This window comes from Microbulbifer sp. MI-G, from assembly GCF_030440425.1.
GTDB classification, from domain to species: Bacteria; Pseudomonadota; Gammaproteobacteria; order Pseudomonadales; family Cellvibrionaceae; genus Microbulbifer; species Microbulbifer spongiae.
Genome location: NZ_CP098023.1, coordinates 2,274,015 through 2,292,856 on the forward strand (window position 1 = coordinate 2,274,015; position 18,842 = coordinate 2,292,856).

The 18,842-nt window shown below is 50.5% G+C and carries 16 protein-coding genes and 2 pseudogenes; 12 read left to right on the top strand and 6 right to left on the bottom strand.

The genetic code is table 11. The features are described 5' to 3' along the window. Nucleotides 1-33 precede the first annotated feature (33 nt). Nucleotides 34-258: a carbon storage regulator CsrA gene (gene csrA / locus M8T91_RS09410; protein ID WP_301413803.1), complete on the top strand. Its 225-nt coding sequence runs from the start codon at nt 34-36 to the stop codon at nt 256-258. Nucleotides 259-636: 378 nt separating this feature from the next. Here the strand turns inward: csrA and M8T91_RS09415 are convergent. Further along, nucleotides 637-804, bottom strand: a pseudogene (locus M8T91_RS09415) (transposase); the annotation flags it as partial. Between the two features lie 909 nt (nt 805-1,713). On the opposite strand from M8T91_RS09415, the pseudogene M8T91_RS09420 reads away from it, so the two are divergent. After that, a pseudogene (locus M8T91_RS09420) lies at nt 1,714-1,944 on the top strand (transposase); the annotation flags it as partial. Between the two features lie 471 nt (nt 1,945-2,415). Here M8T91_RS09420 and M8T91_RS09425 read toward each other — a convergent pair. After that, a complete protein-coding gene (locus M8T91_RS09425; protein WP_301413804.1) occupies nt 2,416-3,474 on the bottom strand; it encodes a DNA-binding protein in 1,059 nt (352 codons plus the stop codon). A 191-nt stretch (nt 3,475-3,665) separates the two neighbouring features. On the opposite strand from M8T91_RS09425, the gene M8T91_RS09430 reads away from it, so the two are divergent. Further along, complete coding sequence (locus M8T91_RS09430) at nt 3,666-4,673, top strand: site-specific integrase (RefSeq protein WP_301413806.1); 1,008 nt, start codon at nt 3,666-3,668, stop codon at nt 4,671-4,673. Nucleotides 4,674-5,327: 654 nt separating this feature from the next. Continuing rightward, entirely contained in the window at nt 5,328-6,074 is a 747-nt protein-coding gene (locus M8T91_RS09435; RefSeq protein WP_299946862.1) for a flavodoxin family protein, read from the top strand. Between the two features lie 208 nt (nt 6,075-6,282). Here M8T91_RS09435 and M8T91_RS09440 read toward each other — a convergent pair. After that, nucleotides 6,283-7,058, bottom strand: a protein-coding gene (locus M8T91_RS09440; protein ID WP_301413808.1) for an IS5 family transposase whose coding sequence is annotated in 2 segments (ribosomal slippage) — nt 6,283-6,743 and nt 6,743-7,058 — 777 coding nt in all. Because the reading frame shifts where the segments join, the coding sequence is not laid out codon by codon here. Between the two features lie 314 nt (nt 7,059-7,372). On the opposite strand from M8T91_RS09440, the gene M8T91_RS09445 reads away from it, so the two are divergent. The 3 genes from M8T91_RS09445 (at nt 7,373) to M8T91_RS09455 (ending at nt 9,635) form a co-directional block, all read left to right on the top strand. Next, entirely contained in the window at nt 7,373-7,759 is a 387-nt protein-coding gene (locus M8T91_RS09445) for a hypothetical protein (RefSeq protein WP_301413810.1), read from the top strand. Between the two features lie 332 nt (nt 7,760-8,091). Next, nucleotides 8,092-8,634, top strand: coding sequence for a hypothetical protein (locus tag M8T91_RS09450; protein ID WP_301413812.1), 543 nt, complete (start codon nt 8,092-8,094; stop codon nt 8,632-8,634). Between the two features lie 86 nt (nt 8,635-8,720). Next, complete coding sequence (locus M8T91_RS09455) at nt 8,721-9,635, top strand: hypothetical protein (protein WP_301413814.1); 915 nt, start codon at nt 8,721-8,723, stop codon at nt 9,633-9,635. A gap of 129 nt (nt 9,636-9,764) precedes the next feature. On the opposite strand, the gene M8T91_RS18905 is transcribed toward M8T91_RS09455, so the two are convergent. Further along, a complete protein-coding gene (locus M8T91_RS18905; protein ID WP_367317713.1) occupies nt 9,765-10,112 on the bottom strand; it encodes a pilin in 348 nt (115 codons plus the stop codon). A gap of 58 nt (nt 10,113-10,170) precedes the next feature. Here M8T91_RS18905 and M8T91_RS09460 point away from each other — a divergent pair, with 58 nt between their 5' ends. After that, the gene (locus tag M8T91_RS09460) at nt 10,171-10,767 is read left to right on the top strand and encodes an FMN-dependent NADH-azoreductase (protein ID WP_301413816.1); all 597 of its coding nucleotides are present in this window, start codon (nt 10,171-10,173) and stop codon (nt 10,765-10,767) included. A 99-nt stretch (nt 10,768-10,866) separates the two neighbouring features. Here the strand turns inward: M8T91_RS09460 and M8T91_RS09465 are convergent, their stop codons facing one another. Both M8T91_RS09465 and M8T91_RS09470 read right to left on the bottom strand, forming a co-directional pair. Beyond that, nucleotides 10,867-14,046, bottom strand: coding sequence for an efflux RND transporter permease subunit (locus M8T91_RS09465; RefSeq protein ID WP_301419056.1), 3,180 nt, complete (start codon nt 14,044-14,046; stop codon nt 10,867-10,869). Nucleotides 14,047-14,057: 11 nt separating this feature from the next. After that, nucleotides 14,058-15,242 (bottom strand): efflux RND transporter periplasmic adaptor subunit, encoded by a 1,185-nt coding sequence (locus M8T91_RS09470; protein ID WP_301413818.1) that lies wholly within the window; start codon nt 15,240-15,242, stop codon nt 14,058-14,060. A gap of 274 nt (nt 15,243-15,516) precedes the next feature. Between M8T91_RS09470 and M8T91_RS09475 the strand changes: the two genes are divergently transcribed. The 4 genes from M8T91_RS09475 (at nt 15,517) to M8T91_RS09490 (ending at nt 18,772) form a co-directional block, all read left to right on the top strand. After that, nucleotides 15,517-16,179, top strand: coding sequence for a TetR family transcriptional regulator (locus M8T91_RS09475; protein ID WP_301413820.1), 663 nt, complete (start codon nt 15,517-15,519; stop codon nt 16,177-16,179). Between the two features lie 249 nt (nt 16,180-16,428). Next, on the top strand, nt 16,429-17,292 hold the full coding sequence (locus M8T91_RS09480) for an ABC transporter ATP-binding protein (RefSeq protein ID WP_301413822.1): 864 nt from the start codon (nt 16,429-16,431) through the stop codon (nt 17,290-17,292). Further along, nucleotides 17,289-18,020, top strand: a complete 732-nt coding sequence (locus tag M8T91_RS09485) for a fluoroquinolone export ABC transporter permease subunit (RefSeq protein WP_301413824.1) — start codon at nt 17,289-17,291, stop codon at nt 18,018-18,020. Before M8T91_RS09480 ends, M8T91_RS09485 begins: the two co-directional genes overlap by 4 nt. After that, entirely contained in the window at nt 18,017-18,772 is a 756-nt protein-coding gene (locus tag M8T91_RS09490; RefSeq protein ID WP_301413825.1) for an Rv2686c family ABC transporter permease subunit, read from the top strand. The genes M8T91_RS09485 and M8T91_RS09490 overlap by 4 nt, the downstream gene beginning before the upstream one ends. The last annotated feature ends 70 nt before the right edge of the window (nt 18,773-18,842 follow it).

The following is an 18,842-nucleotide window of genomic DNA, read 5'->3' on the forward strand; positions in this document are numbered from 1 at the left end:
AGCCCGGAATTTGCAAACCGGAAGGAAAGGCTTATGTTGATTCTAAAACGCCGGCCAGGCGAGAATCTCAGAATTGGAAAAAATGTCTCCGTCATAGTATTGGAAATTACGGGTAATCAGGTCAGGGTGGGTATCAAGGCCCCAAAATCCCTGCCGGTACACCGGGAAGAGGTGTATCTGCGCATCCAAAAGGAGCGGGCGCGGGACAATGGAAAGCCTTTGCCAGTGGCTTCTCCCCGTGGGGAGGGTCTGCCATAGACCGGAATCTTCCCTGTGGGCCCGCAACCCCAGTCGCAGCAAAGGCCAGAAAGCTTCCACCGCGGGCATCCGGGTAGCCTATGTTTTCGGGGTGGGCGCATGGTCTTTTGCTCGACCTGCGTCAGCATATTAAGGCAGGCTGCGTACCCGGCTTAGTACCCTTGCCGACTTGCCTCTTGCTGACCCGCGATTGCAGTGTCTCAGGGGTACAGCCGATCCTGGAAGCAATAGCTGCGATCGCTGCCCAGCGAGACCGATGCTCGCTGGTCAACCTCATGCGAACTGCGTGTCCCCGTACTTACGAGGGAGTATCCAGGTCGTTTGTTCATTGGCTGGCTCTCCCATGAACGTTGGATTCCGGGAAACCCGGGGTGATTCAACGCTGTGCCAACGGCCGAATTTCTTCGGCAGGCCTCGCCATTTGCAACCATGCTCGGCTATGTAAAGAATGGCATTCAGCACTTGTAAGTTGGATATTTTCACGTTGCCGTGCTGGAGGGGCAGAAAATCTTCGATAATTTTGTATTGTTGCGCTGTAATTTCCATGAAGGGATTATACAGGATTTAGTATGAACAGGCCCTAATACATTTGAAGCCTACCACCGAGTCGGTCATCTTTCTTTAATTGTTTCAATAGCTTGCGCTTAAGCAGGCACCATTCTATTTCGACCCCATTATTTTACTTGCGCATCTTAGCGTAAGTTAGCCAAACTGCAATTTCCACAAAAATACTATTTATGAGCCAAATTTCCGCACTAATTAAAAGAGGCACAAGAATTTTTGAAGGTTCACATAAGGCCCTAAATTCTTTGGGGGTAACCAAATTGCAGTCAAATGTCAATTTAAGATAAATATATATAAAAAGAAGTGAAATTGCTATTCCATAAATACATAAAAAAAATACAGAAACTATTTTATATTTGTTCCAAAGCAGATTAAATGAAGCATTGCTGAATATGCAGGCTCTGATTGCAGAAGAAATTAAAACAATTAAAATAGCAAAAGAAAATGATAAGAACCAAGCTTCAGGTATAATAGAAGGATAGTAAAAAAGCAAAAAACAAGCTATTGAAATGCTGAAAAATAAGCAAATTCGAAAAATATAACTAATTTTTAATGTATACATATATGAACTTTTTTTCGAAAAATTGGATTGATTTTTATCAATACTACCTAAGCGGCAGCAAAAAATACAATCGCTTCTTGAAAAAATAATGTCACGAGTTTCTTGTTTTCTTTATTTCGTGTAAGTCTTTATTGGCACCGATCATCAATGATTCGCCTTGCTTTAACGGCCTCTTCGAGGCCCCTATATTCCTCAGGTGGTTCCATACCAACTCATGTGGATTCAAGTTCGGCTAAACACCATCTCAAGATTTACATTCTCTGTAGTGGTCTACTAATCCCGGACACCAATTTAGGTGGTAAAGTCGCCGCCAGAGGCAGAGGTGTTCAATGAACAAACAACGTAGATCCTTCTCTCCCGAGTTCAAATTAGATGCTGCCCGCCTGGTTGTCGATCAGGGCTATTCGATTTCAGAGGCGGCCCGGTCACTGGATGTCGGCACCACCGGCATCCGTCGCTGGGTAAAGCAGCTTGTGGCTGAACGTGGCGGTGAGACGCCTACCAGTAAGGCCCTTACCCCTGAGCAGCAAAGAATCCAGGAACTGAAGGCCCGGATTAATCTGCCGGCGGAACTTTTGAGTTTGTAAAACAATAGCGTTGCCACCAAGATCGTATCCATTCAATGCTGCTTTCGCCTAACTGGGAGCTAAGTTGTATTAGTTCAGAAAGCTTCCACCGCGGGCATCCGGGTAGCCCCGCCTTCTGGGAAGCCTATGCTTTCGGGGTGGGCGCATGGTCTTTTGCTCGACCTACGTCAGCATATTAAGGCAGGCTGCGTGCCCGGCTTAGTACCCTTGCCGACTTGCCACTTGCTGACCCGCGATTGCAGTGTCTCAGGGGTACAGCCGATCCTGGAAGCAATAGCTGCGATCGCTGCCCAGCGAGACCGATGCTCGCTGGTCAACCTCATGCGAACTGCGTGTCCCCGTACTTACGAGGAAGTATCCAGGTCGTTTGTTCATTGGCTGGTTCTCTCATGAGCGTTGGGCTCCGGGAAACCCGGGGTGATTCACCTGCAAGTTTTCAATGGATTAACGCGATTCCAGAGAGCTTTCCAACTGTTTAAACTGCCCTTGAATGATCGCTTTTTCTTGCAGGAGCATGCGATTTTCATCCAGTAATTGCTCCAGTCGATCCTGTGCTGCCGCCAATTCAGATTCCAATTTATCCAGTGACTGTCGCTGCAGCTGGGATTCTTTGCAAAAAGCCGAGTTGTTGCCTTGCAGGCGGACAATCTGGGCTTGTAAATTGGCAACTTCCGCCATTTTACTCTCCAACTGCCTGCCCTGCTCTGCATTTTGCTGCTGTAGGGCCTCCCTTTTTGCCTGGACTGCACCAATTTGCTCGTGCATCTCCTGTTTTTCGTGATTCAGCTCCGTGACAAGGACCTGCCCCTGGTTGTAGAGCAGGTTCAGCTCACTAAACTTATGCTCTGCCAGCGACAGTTGCTCGGTGAGTGCAGCTATCTGTTCTTTTAATTGCTCACTGGCTGTGTGGAACTGATCGCGCTCATACTGGCGATCATTGGCGATGTTTTCCTGAAAGTGCTCGAAATGTTCACGGATATCACGATTCTCAAGCTTCATTTCTTTGATGGTGTTCTTTTGTTCTTCAATGCGGGTGACAGCCTCTTGGCGCTGATACTCGCATTTCTCCAATGCCGCCTGCTTCTCTTCCACAGCCTGCCTGAGGCTGCGTCTATCTGCTTCAGCTAATGAGAGCTTCTGCTCCAGTTCGCGCACTCTGGCGGACTGTTTTGCCTCGGCCTCACGGGCCTGAGCCAGTTGAGATAACTGTGCATTCTGCTGTTTCTGGTGCTCCTGCTGGTTTTGCTCGATTCTCTGGTCGGCATCCCCCTGAATGTGCTGATGCAGCTTTTTCAACGCTTCTACCAGATCCCTGGGTAACCCGCTGACGTCTGTATTGCTGGCGGTTTCGCTGCGCCAACGCTTAAGGAGAGGCGCAATGGTACTTTTGCTGCCGGTGCCCAACTGGGTACGCACCCTGTCAACAGTGGGCTCCTCATCGCGGGCTTTTATGGCGTTGGCTGCCTGTGCGATATCCAGGTAGGTAACCCCTATTCGTGCCATAGTGCTCTCCTTTATTTTCATAACATATTACATAATACGTAATATTACATTATTATGTGATTAAATCTAACTCTTGAATATATTTAATTGACCTTCGATAAGGTTTATTATCGAAGACTAAGCTTCCGCAAAAACGCACAAGTGCTGTATCTTCGGTACAAAAGGACAGATTTCACGGGTATCAAGACTCCATGGACAAAGAACAATCCCCTGCCAGACTTCGAGACACGCTTGTCACCGGAAGCACCATTGGCGCACAAGAAAAGCTCCCTCGGGAGAAAAAAGTCCAGGATTACCTGCGCGCCTCCACCTCAGATAACACCCGAAAGGCCTATCGGTCCGCCATTCGCCAGTTTGAAAAGTGGGGAGGCAGGCTTCCTACCAACAACCAGGTACTGGTGCGCTATCTGCTTAGCCGCGCTGAGGTGTTAAATTCCCGCACCCTCGACCTGCATCTCACTGCCATTGGGCAATGGCACCAGTACCAGGGCATGTCCAATCCGGTGACCGACCCGCTGGTACAAAAAGCCATGCAGGGCATAAGGCGTACCCATGGTAAGCCCAAGCAAAAAGCCAAGGCACTCAGTATGCAGCATCTGGCCGCGATGGCCGGCCACCTGCGCAGTCAAGTGGCATCCAAGAAGAAAGCCCGGGACCTCGCTTTACTCCTGACCGGTTTCTTCGGTGCCTTTCGGCGCAGTGAACTGGTGGCAATACAGGTGTCCGACTTGATATGGGAAGAGGAAGGATTAATCATACGCCTGCCCAAATCCAAAACAGACCAGAGTGGTGAGGGGATTTTACGTGCCCTCCCCTATGGCGATGCACAGGTTTGCCCCGCCTCAGCACTTAAGCACTGGTTGAAAATTGCTGCCATCACAGAGGGGCCCGTATTCCGTGCGGTCAATCGCTGGGATACTGTTCAGCCGCAACAGCTAAACGCCACTGCCATTAATGACTTGCTGAAAAAGCTTGGCCTTGCCTGTGGCTTTGACTTTGTCGATCAGATCAGCAGCCACAGCTTTCGACGCGGCCTTTCGACCGCCGCGGCGCGCGAAAAAGTGAGTTTTGAATTGATCAAGAAGCAGGGTGGCTGGAAAAGCGACGCTGTTGTCTGGGGATATATTGAAGAAGGGCAACAGTTTTCCGACAATGCCTCCTCAATATTAATGAAAAAGATGGCAGAGCTTCTTCGATAGGCTGCTGCGAAAACACGTTCATAGCGTATTTCTCAATGTCGATGACGATAAGCTGTTATCGCTACTAGGTATTTACCAGACGGATCTGCGGCGCACTTCTTGAGTGTTTGAAGTATCGATAAGCTGAATATTGTTGATTACAAATCTGGCTGTAAAATCGACATTCTCGACTGTGCATTGACAGGTCAGCCGGACGTTACCAAAATGATTCAACCCTGTTACGGAAACACTGTAATCACGGCTGCAACCGCCTCTCTGCACAGGAACGCCTACTTGTGTCTTTTCCTCGGCAAAAGTAGTCCTGCGCAGTTTGAGTTGCTACTTGTGATCCAGCGGGTGCGTATAGCCAGCATCATCTTCGATGCCCCAGCGGACAAATAGATCCCGGAACGGTTCATTGAGCAAACCCGACACGACTTTCGTCAATACAACAAAAAGCACAGCTAGCATTTATTTTTGATAACCCTGGCTCGATCCGCATGGGCTTTTGGGCAGTATCAAACACCGAATAATGACAAATGGTCGTTTGCAGCCTGTGAAACTCAGTTGGAACAGGCAGGTCATCAGCGTTGGCAGAACAAACCTGTGACAGAAAGCAACGCCAATGCACCTCTTTCCCGAAACACAGCAGCACTAATAGTATGGAGGCTACATATGACACTCAACAAAAAACAGCTGGCCGAGTGCGAATCCAGCTCTTGGGATTTTTCCGATCTCAACGCTCTGTTCCTGAATTGTACATTAAAGCCAACTCCGGAACTTTCCCATACCGATGGCTTGATCAATATCTCCCGCGAGATCATGCAGAGAAATGGAGTTCATACACAGGTACTGCGACCGGTGGATCATGACATCGCTTCTGGAGTTTACCCCGATATGACCGAGCACGGCTGGAGAAATGACGAATGGCCGCAGATTTACCAGCAGGTAGAAAAAGCTGACATACTGGTCATCGGCTCGCCTATCTGGCTCGGTGAAAAATCATCCATCTGCACTCAAACCATCGAGCGACTCTATGCCAACTCTTCCGACCTGAACGATCAGGGCCAATATGCCTATTACGGTCGTGTTGGCGGCTGCCTGATTACTGGAAACGAAGATGGCGCCAAGCACTGCGCCATGAACATTCTCTATTCTCTGCAACATTTGGGCTATGTAATCCCACCACAAGCAGATGCCGCCTGGGTAGGAGAAGCAGGCCCTGGCCCCTCCTACCTGGACCCCGGTTCCGGAGGTCCGCAAAATGATTTCACCAACCGCAATACCACCTTTATGACCTGGAACCTGATGCATCTGGCCAGGATGATCAAAGATGCAGGCGGCATACCAGCCCATGGTAACCAGCGCTCCCGTTGGGATGCCGGTTGCAAGCCGGACTTCCCCAACCCCGATTACCGTTAGGGTTGTCTTTCAGCGATCTGCCAGTCCCCATGGCTAATAAAACTATTTGATACTGGGCACCTGAATAGCGCCGTGGGTTTTCCGCAAGATTGCAAGGCACTATTGCTGGTTAATAAAGGACCCTATTCTCAGCTTTCCCCCGACAAGTCCCGCAGGCGCTGGCGGATAATATCGGCCAGCCTTTGCGCCCCCGGACCAGTGTGGGGTACTAGGGCCTGTTCACACTAATTAAAGTATCGGCAATAAGCGCAAAGTGAATAAAAAATGTGAAAACGACATCCAGTTTGTCAAAACGAGAGAAAATTCTTCTGAAGCCCTTCAGGCGTCGAAACAGCCTCTCCACTTCATTTCGTTTTTTGTACGCCTCCACGTCGTATTTCCAGGTGCTCATTCGGTTACTCTTCGGTGGCACGACAGGTTCCATGCCCAGATCGAATACCAACTGCCGGGTTTCATTACCCTCGTAGGCCTTGTCCATGATCACTTTGGCACCATCCCAACCGCAGTTCTCAAGGCTTTTCAGCAGCTTTCGGCCCTCCGGAGCGTCTCCAGCCTGCCCCGGTGACAGAGAAAATACTACGGCGCGGTTGTGGTCGGCTGCAACCATATGAATCTTGGTGGTCCATCCTGCTCGTGATTTGCCGATAGATTGAGGACCATTTTTTTTAACGCGCCAGTACCATCTGGATGAACTTTAACAGCCGTAGAATCAAGAGAGATATGATCGACCTGGATATTGATCACATTATTTTCCTGGAGGGCCAGAAAGACCCTATCCAGTACACCTTGTTTGGCCCAACGATTCGCCCGCATGTAGACGCTGTGCCAACGGCCGAATTTCATCGGCAGACCTCGCCATTTACAACCATGCTCGGCTATGTAAAGAATGGCGTTCAGCACTTGTAAGTTGGATATTTTCACGTTGCCGCGCTGGAGGGGCAGAAAATCTTCGATAATTTTGTATTGTTGCGCTGTAATTTCCATGAAGGGATTATACAGGATTTAGTGTGAACAGGCCCTAGGGACATCCCCGCCGCAATTTTCACTTCGGCTTGAAACCCAGGCGCAGCAAGGCTTTCAGGGGTGCCTTACTTTCGACCAAAAATTAATGACTTACGTCAACCATGTGATTTCCGGCGGGGATGCCCCTAGTACTCCAAACTCTTGCTGAAAGTTACCAACTTTTTTATTTTGTCTGTATCAAAATAAACAGTGTGGCACCAACTTTAGGGTGATTTAGTTCCCATCTTTATTTGAGTTCCACACCCGATGGCGCCTGATTCACTATCAGGCGCCGGATGGTAGCTTTCAAGTTTCTCACCAACGAGATGGAACTGGAACCTGGCGTCGTCGCATTCCTGTATCTGCGCCGCTGGGACGAGGAAAAGTACTTCGATACCTGGAAGAACAGTTTTGCGAGCAAGAGGGCCTGGAGCAAGAGCGTAACCGGGATCAGCACACAGGCTTGGCTGACGATCATGACCTCGCTATTGCTGCTCATGTTTGCTCACCACCACCAGGACCGCTGGCAGGTAGGGGATGAAAATAGCTTGAAGAAGCAGTCGGATCGCATCGACCAGAAATACATCAAGGAGGGGCAGCGCATTCCTTGGCATACCTTCCTCTACCGCTCTGTATCCAAAATCAGCCAGCAAGTAATCCGATTCCTAAAATACTGTTTTTGAAAGAAAGCCTCCCGGAAGCTCTATGAGCGCCAGGTGATGCCAATGCTTCTGAGGTATACGTGATTTTTAAACCGGACACCGTTTTTTATAGTCATAGGTACTGGGATTCCCCGCATACGTGGGGCTAAACCGCAGTGGGGCATAACTTACAAATTTCAAGACCACCAACGCAAGGTTGTTTGCTGTGTCAATTTAAGCTATCTTTGCGCAGCCTTATGTTTCGCATTGTGAGAAAGGCAATAAACGTGCAGGATAACTAAAACTCAAAAGAGTGAGTAGAATGCACATAAATTTACTAGAAGATTAATTTCATGAGAAAAATGGAGTTTATTATGAGATTCATAAAACTATTTGGCATAACAACTACACTACTAATACTGTTCCCTTTCCAACAAGCGCTTTCTGCAGATGTTGGTTTAAAAAATAAAAAAGAAGCTTGGCGCATGAAAATAGAAATGGATTTTCAAGCGGCGCCAATAAAGACCAAAGCGCAGCTGGACAGCTATCTGGCAGTAACCCCGATAGAGAACACACCTTTTAAGGCCCTTGCCGAGACGGAACGGGAGATATTTATTGACACCTTGGTATTCACGGACAAAGGTCTTGCGTCTTTTCACGCTGATGTTCTTAGTTATGGGCCAACTGCCACAGAGGTTTACAATATCCTCGCGTTGTTTGGGTCGCAATCTGCCACACCCTCATTACATGCGCTAACAATTGAGTCCGAGGCCGACCGCTCGATAATGGCATCAGACCAGGCACTTCAGGATTGGATTTTGTATGAGCATCTTTGCACATACATAATACAAGGTTTCTGGGCCTGCGATAGGAACACACCATACAGATGTTTTGTAGAGCGGTGTTCAAGGATGTAAACAGTTAACAAAGGTTTGATGGGAGGGTGTACACTACGCTATAACCCTCCCATCAAAGTGATAAATTGCCAAATGCAGGTAAGGTGATGCTAAATAACCTCAAATTACTAATAATCTCATGGCTATTTCTTTTGATTGCACCAGGGACAGTGCAGTCCGATGCCGATAAAGGTCCATCGATGAAGGAAAACTATGCCAGCTTGCTTACTATATACAACGCCATAAGCGGGCAACCTGAAAGGGGAATCCAATCCAGAAAATTTTACCTACAAAATTTTAAGCCAGCAATAGCCCCAGCTGCCTTGCAAAAGCTCACTATATCAGATTTGGGGTATTTATTTGAAGCTAATGACACCGTCATTTTTCACAACCCAGATGCTGATTATATAGATGATATGCAAAAAATATTACATGAATTGGAGTCTCGGGAGGCAATAGAAAACCGACACTTAGCTGCCCTACAGGAAGCATACATCGCGTCTTGCCAATTTGAGAAAGCCAAAAGGATGGTTGATCAAAAAAATGTAGAGTATTTGCAAAGTGTGCCTGAGATACACAGGCTTAATGGTTTAGAGGAAGGGCAATCTACAATTTGGGTTTTTGAAGGCGGGACCCTTAAACAACGCAGTTTTAGTATCCCTAAAAAAGGGCCGTTCATTTTAGTTGCATCGAACCCCTTATGCGGTTTTTGTAGGGCAGCAGCAAAAGCAATAAGCAAAGATGTGCGTTGGAGCGAAATTTTCAAAAAACATTCTTACTGGATAACAAGCGGGTCAGGAAAATTGCACACTGAACATTTCGAGCGCTGGTCAAAAAGCTATCCACAACTACCAGTAGCGTTGGGAGGGGTTACGCCGCCATTTCCAGAGTTTGATTCATCGTTAGTACCAATGTTTTATTTTTTCCTTAACGGGGAACTTAAAAAAAGTGCACCGGGCTGGTCACCAAAGAAAAGGCACCCACACATGGACGAGTATCTGGCGGCTATTGGCTTTAAGTAGCGCTAAGAGAGGCCCCCAGATGAAAAAAAAACCTTGAGGTCGGAATTCCAAGGAGGGCTTTGCTCTAAAACGCTTTTCTTCACAGGATTCACATTTTAGAGACGGTGTAAAACTTACGTTAACGCGACGTTACTGCCAAGCGTTGGAACAGCTCTTTGGCAATACAGAATCCTCCAGATCCAAAGTGCACACCCAGTTACCATTTGACACTGTATAAGTCAGCGTAATGTGCTTTCCGGCTATCTTATCATTGACCCCCTCTGTGACAAAGGTTGCCCTTATCTCACAGCTGTCTGTACCTTGTGCTGTGGCCTGTGTGCACGATACATACTTTCCTGTCAGATTGTAGCCATACAAGCCACCAGCCGGCTTTGATGGCGTTGGAGGTGTGCCGGAAGAAGGGTCCCCTGGGTCCGCCGCTTCCTGGCTGCAGGCTCTGGCCAAGCCGGAAGCACTGGCTACATCAATGATCGGCACCTTCAAGCCGAAGTGAAAATTGCGGCGGGGATGTCCCTAGTACCCCTCTCAAGAGGCAATGATGGCAAAGCTACTCACTATCCAATCCAGTATCTTTCAGGTAGAGGGTCAATCCTCCCTGTTGGCCGCAAAATACGTGCAGAACTGGAAAACGGAGAATCCCCGTGGAGAAGTGATCAGCCGCGACTTGGTGGCAGAACCGATACCGCACCTGACCTTGGCGCACTATCAAGCATTCAATACACCACAGGAACAGCGCAGCCTAGAGCAGCAGGCAATGGTCCATTATTCGGATATTTTGATTAAAGAAATTTCTGCCGCTGAGACCGTGGTAATGGGAGTACCTATGTACAACTTCACTATTCCATCCACGTTGCACACCTATTTCGATCATATTGCCCGCGCCGGTGTTACCTTTCGCTATACCGATAATGGCCCCCAGGGGATGCTCGTGAACAAAAAAGTTATCGTCTTTGCGGCTCGCGGCGGCTTCTACGGTGATGATCATGCGCAAAGCGCATTTTTGCGTCAGTTTCTGGGGTTTGTGGGCATGACCGATGTGGAGTTTATTTACATTGAAGGGCTGGCTGTTGCCGGGGAGGCGAAAGAAAAGAACCTGGCAGCGGCAAACAGGCGTATTACCGAACTCTCCTGATCCCTCGGTGAAAAAAATTGCCTACGGCAGGTTGCGATTGAGGCCGACTGTGTCGGCCCATACCTTTTATTTCTATTCAAGACAATGCAAAAAGGGGTTTTATACGGCCTCTACAGTGTCCGCTTGTTTATCGGTAAGCTTTCCCTGATCAGCGGGAAGTTCCGCGCTGAACGAGGTCTTATTCCGACCAAATAAGCGCTGCACAACCACAAAAAAGAGCGGAATAAAGAAGATACCGAGCAGGGTTCCCACCACCATACCCCCCAACACGCCAGTGCCAATGGCGCGCTGGGCACCAGAACCGGCCCCGGTAGCAACAGCCAGTGGCAACACACCCAGACCGAAAGCTAGTGAAGTCATGAGGATTGGGCGCAACCGGTCGCGCACCGCACGCATGGTAGCTGCCACCAGTTCCATGCCGCTGTCCAGGTTGTGCTTGGCGAACTCCACGATCAAGATGGCATTTTTGCTGGTCAGGCCAACAGTTGTGAGCATGGCGACCTGGAAGTAGACATCCCGTTCCATCCCCCGCAGGCTGTTGGCAAGTACTGCACCGAGAATGCCCAGTGGCGCAATCAGCAGTACCGCAGTGGGCACGGTCCAGCTCTCATACAGTGCCGCCAGACACAAAAACACAATCAACAGTGACAAAATGTAAAGCAGCGGCGCCTGCGCACCGGCAGCGCGCTCCTGGTAGGAGAGCCCACTCCACTCCATCCCGATGCCCACCGGCAGTGTCGACACCAGCTTTTCCACTTCCGCCATGGCCTCACCAGAGCTGATGCCAGGCGCCGCCTGGCCATTGATCTCCATCGCGGGCAGGCCATTATAACGCTCAAGGCGCGGCGAACCGTATTCCCAGGAAAAACTGGCGAAAGAGGACAGTGGTACCATATCGCCCTCGGCATTGCGTACAGACCAGAGTTGGAAATCCTCCGGCACCATGCGGTAAGGGGCATCCGCCTGCATGTATACCCGTTTGACCCGGCCGCGATCAATGAAGTCATCGATATAGGAGCCGCCCCAGGCAGTACTGAGTGCACTGTTGATCTCTGCAATAGACAACCCCAATGCCGCAGCCTTGGCGTTATCAATTTGCACACGGAATTGTGGTGTGTCCTCCTGTCCGTTGGGCCTTACGTTGGAGAGCAGTGGGCTCTGTGCAGCCATACCCAGGAACTGATTTCGCGCTGCGGTCAGCGCCTGATGTCCCAGGTTGCCATTGTCCATCAGGTAAAAAGTAAAGCCCCCGGAAGAACCCAACTCAGGTATTGGTGGTGGCGAAAAGGCAAAGGCAAGCGCATCCTTTATTTGCATCAATGCACCCATGGCCCGCATCGCTACAGCACTGGAGCTTGCCTGTGCCTCCTCCCGCTCAGACCAGTCCTTGAGATTGACAAAAGCAATACCGGTATTCTGACCGCTGCCGGCAAAACTGAATCCCTGCACCGAAAATACGGACTCCACCGTATTCTGCTCGTTGTTGAGAAACTGGTCTTCCACCTTGCGGATAGATTCCATGGTACGCTCCTGGGTGGCGCCCACCGGCGCCTGCACCATGGAAAAGAGCACCCCCTGGTCTTCGTCCGGCAAAAAAGCGCTGGGCAGGCGCAAAAACTGGATCACCATCACTGCGGAGAGCGCGAAAAAGAGCAACATAAAGCGACCACTGCGGGCAAGAACCGCCCTCACCCCATTTTGATAGCGCCGGCTGTTGCGTTCAAAGTTGCGGTTGAACCAACCGAAAAACCCCCGTTGTCCGTGGTTTTCACCCTTGACCAATGGCTTTAACAGGGTCGCGCAAAGCGCCGGCGTCAGGATAATGGCCACCAGCACCGAGAGCGCCATGGCGGCAACAATGGTTGCAGAGAACTGCCGGTAAATGACCCCGGTTGCACCATTCATAAATGCCATGGGTACAAATACTGCCGAAAGCACCACACCGATACCTACCAGCGCCGGGGTTATCTGGCGCATGGATTTTTTCGTAGCTTCCCTGGGCGGCAGTCCTTCCTCGTGCATCACCCGCTCGACGTTCTCCACCACTACAATGGCATCATCCACCAATAGGCCAATGGCCAGTACCATGGCAAACATGGTCAGCATATTGATCGAGAAGCCCAGGGCTGCAAGCACAGCGAAAGTCCCCAGCAATACAACCGGCACCGCGATTGTGGGAATCAGGGTTGCGCGGAAGTTCTGCAGAAACAGGTACATCACCAGAAAGACCAGGATAATCGCCTCGACCAGGGTGGCAATAACCCCCTTGATGGAAACCTCGACAAATGGTGTGGTATCAAAAGGTATTACCGACTTCAAACCCCGCGGAAAGAAGGGCTCCAGTTCCTTGAGTTTCGCCTTGACGCCCTCAGCCGTCTCTAGCGCATTGGCACCGGTGGCCAGATTGATGGCGATACCGGTAGCAGGCTGCCGGTTGTAGCGAGAGATAAATTCGTAATTTTCCGCCCCCAGCTCCACCCGTGCTATATCACCCAGACGCAACAGAGAACCGTCCCCATTGGCCCGCACCACAATCGCACGAAACTGCTCCGGGGTTTGCAGGCGTCCCTGGGAGGTAATCGAAGCGTTCAATTGCTGCCCCGGGATTGCTGGTGCTGCACCGAGGCTGCCTACCGCAACCTGGGCATTCTGTGCCCGTATCGCAGCAGCAATCTCCGTTGAAGACAGGCCGTAAGTGGCCAGCTTGTTGGGATCCAGCCAAATGCGCATAGCGTATTTGGACCCGAAGACCTGTACATTACCAACACCAGGTACCCGGCTGACAGGATCTACAATGGCGGAATTGATATAATCGGCGATGTCATTGCGATTCATACTGCCGTCTTCAGAGACAAAACCCGCCACCATCAGGAAGCCGTTGCGGGATTTGCTGACGTTCACCCCCTGTAGCTGTACTTCTTGTGGCAGCAGCGGCATCGCCAGCTGCACCTTGTTTTGTACCTGCACCTGGGCGGTATCCGGATCTGTGCCATTCTGGAAGGTCAAAGAGAGGGCAGCGCTCCCATTCGACTGGCTGGTTGCAGACATATAGAGCAGGCCATCGAGACCTTTCATGTTCTGCTCCAAAATCTGGGTGACCGAGTCCTCAACCACCCGTGCGGAAGCTCCTGGGTAGTTCGCCTCAATATTGACTGCAGGGGGTGCAATATTCGGATAGCGCTCTACGGCCAGCTGGCTAATGGAAAGCGCGCCTGCCAGCATGGTAATAATAGCCAGCACCCAGGCAAAAACAGGCCGGTAGATAAAGAAATTTGCCATCATTCCTGCCCTCACAAACCCTGCCGATCAGATGCTTCTGGAGCCTGGGCATCTTCTGGCACTGCCGATGGCGGTATCTCTGAACGCTCGCTGGCCTGTACCGGTGCCCCCGGACGAATTTTCTGCAGGCCGGCAACAATCACGCGGTCCCCCGGAAACAGCCCCTCCTCTACCAGCCAGCGATTGCCGACAGTGCGGCTTACACTAACCGAGCGCTGGGCCACAATATTCTCCTCAGTAACCACCAATGCAGAAGTTTTCCCATCAGGGTCCCGCGCTATGCCCTCCTGGGGTACCAGAATGGCTTTTTCAAGCACCCCGCTACCCACAATCACACGCACATACATCCCGGGAAGCAACATGTTGTCAGGATTCGGCACTACCACGCGCAGGAGAACGCTGCCGGTGGATGGGTCGACGCTGGCCTCGGCAAACTCCAGCTTGCCTTTGAACGCAAACTCGCTGCCATCCTCCAGAAAAATTCTGACTGGCAGGTGAGTAGCATCCCCAAGGGTGCCCGCTTCGAAAGCCCGGCGCAGGTTCACAAGCTCGGCAGCAGACTGGGTGACATCCACATATATGGGGTCCAGTTGTTGAACCGTGGCCAGCGCAGCAGTTTGATTGGCCGTAACCAGCGCACCCTGGGTCACAGCGGACTTGCCTATGCGCCCGGTAATTGGCGAGGTGATTCGCGCATAGGCCAATTGAATCTCCGCCCTATGCAACCCCGCCTTGGCCGCAGCTACATCGGCACGGGCAGCCTGCAGGTCCGCCTCGGCAGAGTCGTTCTCCTGTTTGCTCACAGCGCCATCATTTACCAGCTCTTCACTGCGCTCGGCTTTTAAACGAGCGATGTTCATCACCGCATTATTACGCTGCAATATTGCCCTGGCATTGGCCACATCTGCCCGATAAACAGCATCGTCCAACTGGTAAAGGGGCTGATTGGCCTCTACCCGGCCGCCTTCTCGGAACAACTGCTGAGTTACGATGCCATTCACTTGCGGGCGTACTTCCGCCACCTTAAAAGGCGAAGTGCGCCCCGGCAGCTCCCTTGTCAGCGTGACTGGCTCAGACTTTAGTGTGACAATCGTTACCTGAGGTGTCATTCTTGATGGCACAGCGGCCTCTTCACCACAAGCCGTGAACAGAGAAGACACAGCCAAAAGACAGATGAGAGCTTTGTTGTTGAGCATGATTACCTCGGTGAGCGCTGACTGCCCGGACTGCACTGTCAGGAGCGGGAAGTGAAAGCGGCGGGAAAATCCGATTTCAGCAAACTGATATTTTATGTGCGCACACGAAATCCTATCAAGTATTCATCACTCTGCAAGCTCCCCCTAGCAGGCAATTTCACCCTGTGTTTTCAAGGGGTTATATAAAAACCGCACCCGGCACCCCTGCGATGAAATGTCGTAATTACGCGTCCAGGTGAGGTTAATATGATTACAAGAGAAGCAAGCTGTCCCAATGACCAAACAGAGCAACGAACTAGCCTTGAAGATCCGAGAGCGCATTCTGGACGCTGCACTCAGTGTCTTCCATGAATCAGGAATCTCCTCTGCCTCCCTTTCAGCAGTGGCTGAGTTAGCTGGCGTTACACCGAGTGCTCTGTGCAATCATTTCCGTGACAATGTCGAACTCCTCAATGCCCTGACCGAGCGAGTGCGTGTGCCCGGCGAACAATTGTGCGAAACCGCTGGAGATCAGGTCAAAGAAGATCCTCTCGGGGTGCTGCGAACCCGCTGGGTATGGCTATTCCACGAAATTGCCTGCAATGAGCAGTGGCAGTGGGTATTGGAGATTCTCTTTCAACGCGCTGAAGTGGCTGATGAGAGCAGTGAGTCCGTTCGACGTTTGAAGCAGGGCCGTACTGAGGCTTTTAAGAACATGGGGCAACTGGTGCATATGGCTGTCACCACTGGACAGTTACCCGTGGATCTGGATGTGAGTCTCGCAGCAGAGATGTTACATGGCGGTCTCTTTGGTGTACTAGAAGAATGGTTGTTGTCATCACGTGAGGAGGATCTTGGCGAGCTTGGCGAGCGCTATATCGATTCCCTGTTGGATATGATCCGCTTTTCCCCCGCCATGCGCCAAAACAGGCAACAGCATGTCTGCTCCCTACACTGATTAACCCCTCTGTCCGAACGGCAACAAGGCTGTGTAGTCGTGCCCTTCCCAGTATCGTTTTCAAACCGGACAGCATAAAATATCCCTCCGTTCCAAATGGCTTTCACATAATCATTATTCCAGGGAATGAATCACATGTTCCATCCGAAACCCGAGGTATAGAAAAACGAACCCCGGTCGCAACTATACTGCCCGTGGACATCAGTAAGTGTTGTATGGGGATCAGAAGTTTGCATTAGGGAAATACCTATGATTGCAGTACGCGATTTGACCTATCGTTACCCCCGCTCTACTGAAAATGCCGTACGTGGTATTAGCTTCAAGATAGCCCAGGGTGAGATAGTGGGCTTGCTTGGACCTTCGGGAGCGGGGAAATCGACCACGCAGAACATACTGACCGGCCTGTTGCGCGGATACGGCGGCCAAGTGAAAGTAATGAACCGGGAGTTAACCGACTGGGGGAAGGAGTATTATGAGCATGTTGGCGTTTCATTCGAATTCCCCAACCACTATCTCAAACTGACCGCACGGGAAAATCTCGAACACTTTCGCTCGTTTTATACCGGCCAGACGTATGATTCAACGGAAGTCTTGGGGTGGGTCGGATTAGCTGAGGTGATGAACCAAAAAGTTTCTGCATTCAGTAAGGGAATGAAGGTAAGGCTGAATATCGCTCGCAGCATTATCCACGCCCCGAAAATTCTGTTTTTGGATGAACCGACAAGTGGGTTGGATCCCACAAACGCACGAAAGATCCAAAATCTAGTGCTGGAACTCCGCTCACGGGGAGCAACCGTATTTATTACAACCCACGATATGCATCTTGCGGATGTCATATGTGACCGTGTCGCGTTTATTACTCAGGGGACTTTGCGATTGATCGACGCTCCGCTGGTACTGAAGCAGTGCTTTGGCAGACGCGAAATTACAGTAGGTTACATAAATGATTCATCAGAGACGGTACAAAAAAGGTTCGGGCTCGACGGAATCGGCAACAATGCCGCATTTATTGAGTTATTGAGGTCCGCGCAGCGGATTGAGACAGTACATTCACAGGAAACAACGTTGCACAACGTGTTTATCGAGGTGACTGGAGAGGCTTTGTCACCATGAACCGCCTGTTATCAATGATGGTAACTGACTTTCGAATACAATTGCGTATGCAATTGTATTTGATCGGAATCGGAGCCAGTGTGGTATTGGCCCTGGCACTCGGCATACTTTCTTCACTGACGTACTTGCCCGTCCTGTTACCGGTACTGTTACTGGCCACCATCGGCGGCTCCACCCTGCTGTACGCGGCGGTGCTGGTCGTTTTCGAAAAAGAGCAAGGTACTCTGATCGCGCAGCTCGCATCACCTCTGCACAGTCGTGAATACCTGTGGGCAAAAATCGTGTCACTATCAACCTTGGCAATAGTAGAATCCTTGGTCATGGTCGGTGGCACCCTGGTGCTGATTGGGCAAGGGTGGCCTTTTACAGCGGTTGAAGTTCTTTTCTTATTCCTCGGCATTGTGTCTCTGAGTATCGTCTATTCGTTGGTTGGATTGATCCTGGTGGTTCGATATCAAACATTGATGGAATTTCTCCTTCCGCTCGCGTTTATAACAAGCCTTTTACAACTGCCTGTTTTGAGATTCCTGGGTCTTAGCGAACACCCGATATTTTTGTTGATTCCTACCTGTGCGCCGACCCTACTGATACAGGGTGCATTCCACACTCTGAATCCTGCGGAATGGACATACGGACTTGGCTACACGGCGATAACGATAATAATCCTCACAGCATGGATGTATCGAGCTTACCGGGTCCACATCCTTGAGTTCTGGAGACAGAGTTGAAACAAGCACCACTGGCAATTCGATTGGGACGCAACGATTTGCGGCTTATCGGGCGGGATCAACTGTTAATCTCGATGTTTGTTTTTGCACTTCTACTGAGCCTGGCCTTGCGCTACGGTTTGCCTTGGTTGAACGAATATCTTAGCCAACACGGAGTCATGCCCGGAGAGCTCGTTGACCGCCCTCTGTATTCCTATTATCCACCCATCCTGGCACACATGATCCTCTACAATGGGGCGGCATTGGTGGGAACTGTGTTTGGGTTCCTATTGCTTGGCGAGAAGGATGACCGAACTTGGTGCGCAATGTTGGTCACACCAGTATCGTCTTTGAGTTACCTAGGTTACCGGGTAGCCGCAACCTCTGCATTTGGTTTCCTAATAGTGGCCGGTATGTTGGTAGTAACCCACCAAGGCCGGTTAGGGCTGTGGCAGCTGCCAGTATTGGCCGTTGGGGCAGCGTTGACCGCTCCGATCGTGGCATTATTTATTACAGTTACCGCAGAGAACAAAGTGCAAGGATTTGCTGTGGCTAAATTCGTCAGCCTCGCAGGTGGGATTATTGTATTGGGGTGGTTTGTTGCCGAACCCTGGCAATGGCTGTTTGGTTTATTCCCTCCTTTCTTGGTCAGCAAAGCGTATTGGATGGCCTGGAATGGCGCCACTGACTGGTGGGCTGCCGTATGCCTCGCAATTGTAATGCAAGGGATAATGACCATGTGGCTATCGCACCGTATTACACGCATCATTTAGCATTACCAAGAAATTGGGCAGGGTGATACCAATATGGTTATTTCCCAACTGAGGTTGCCGAAGTTATGCG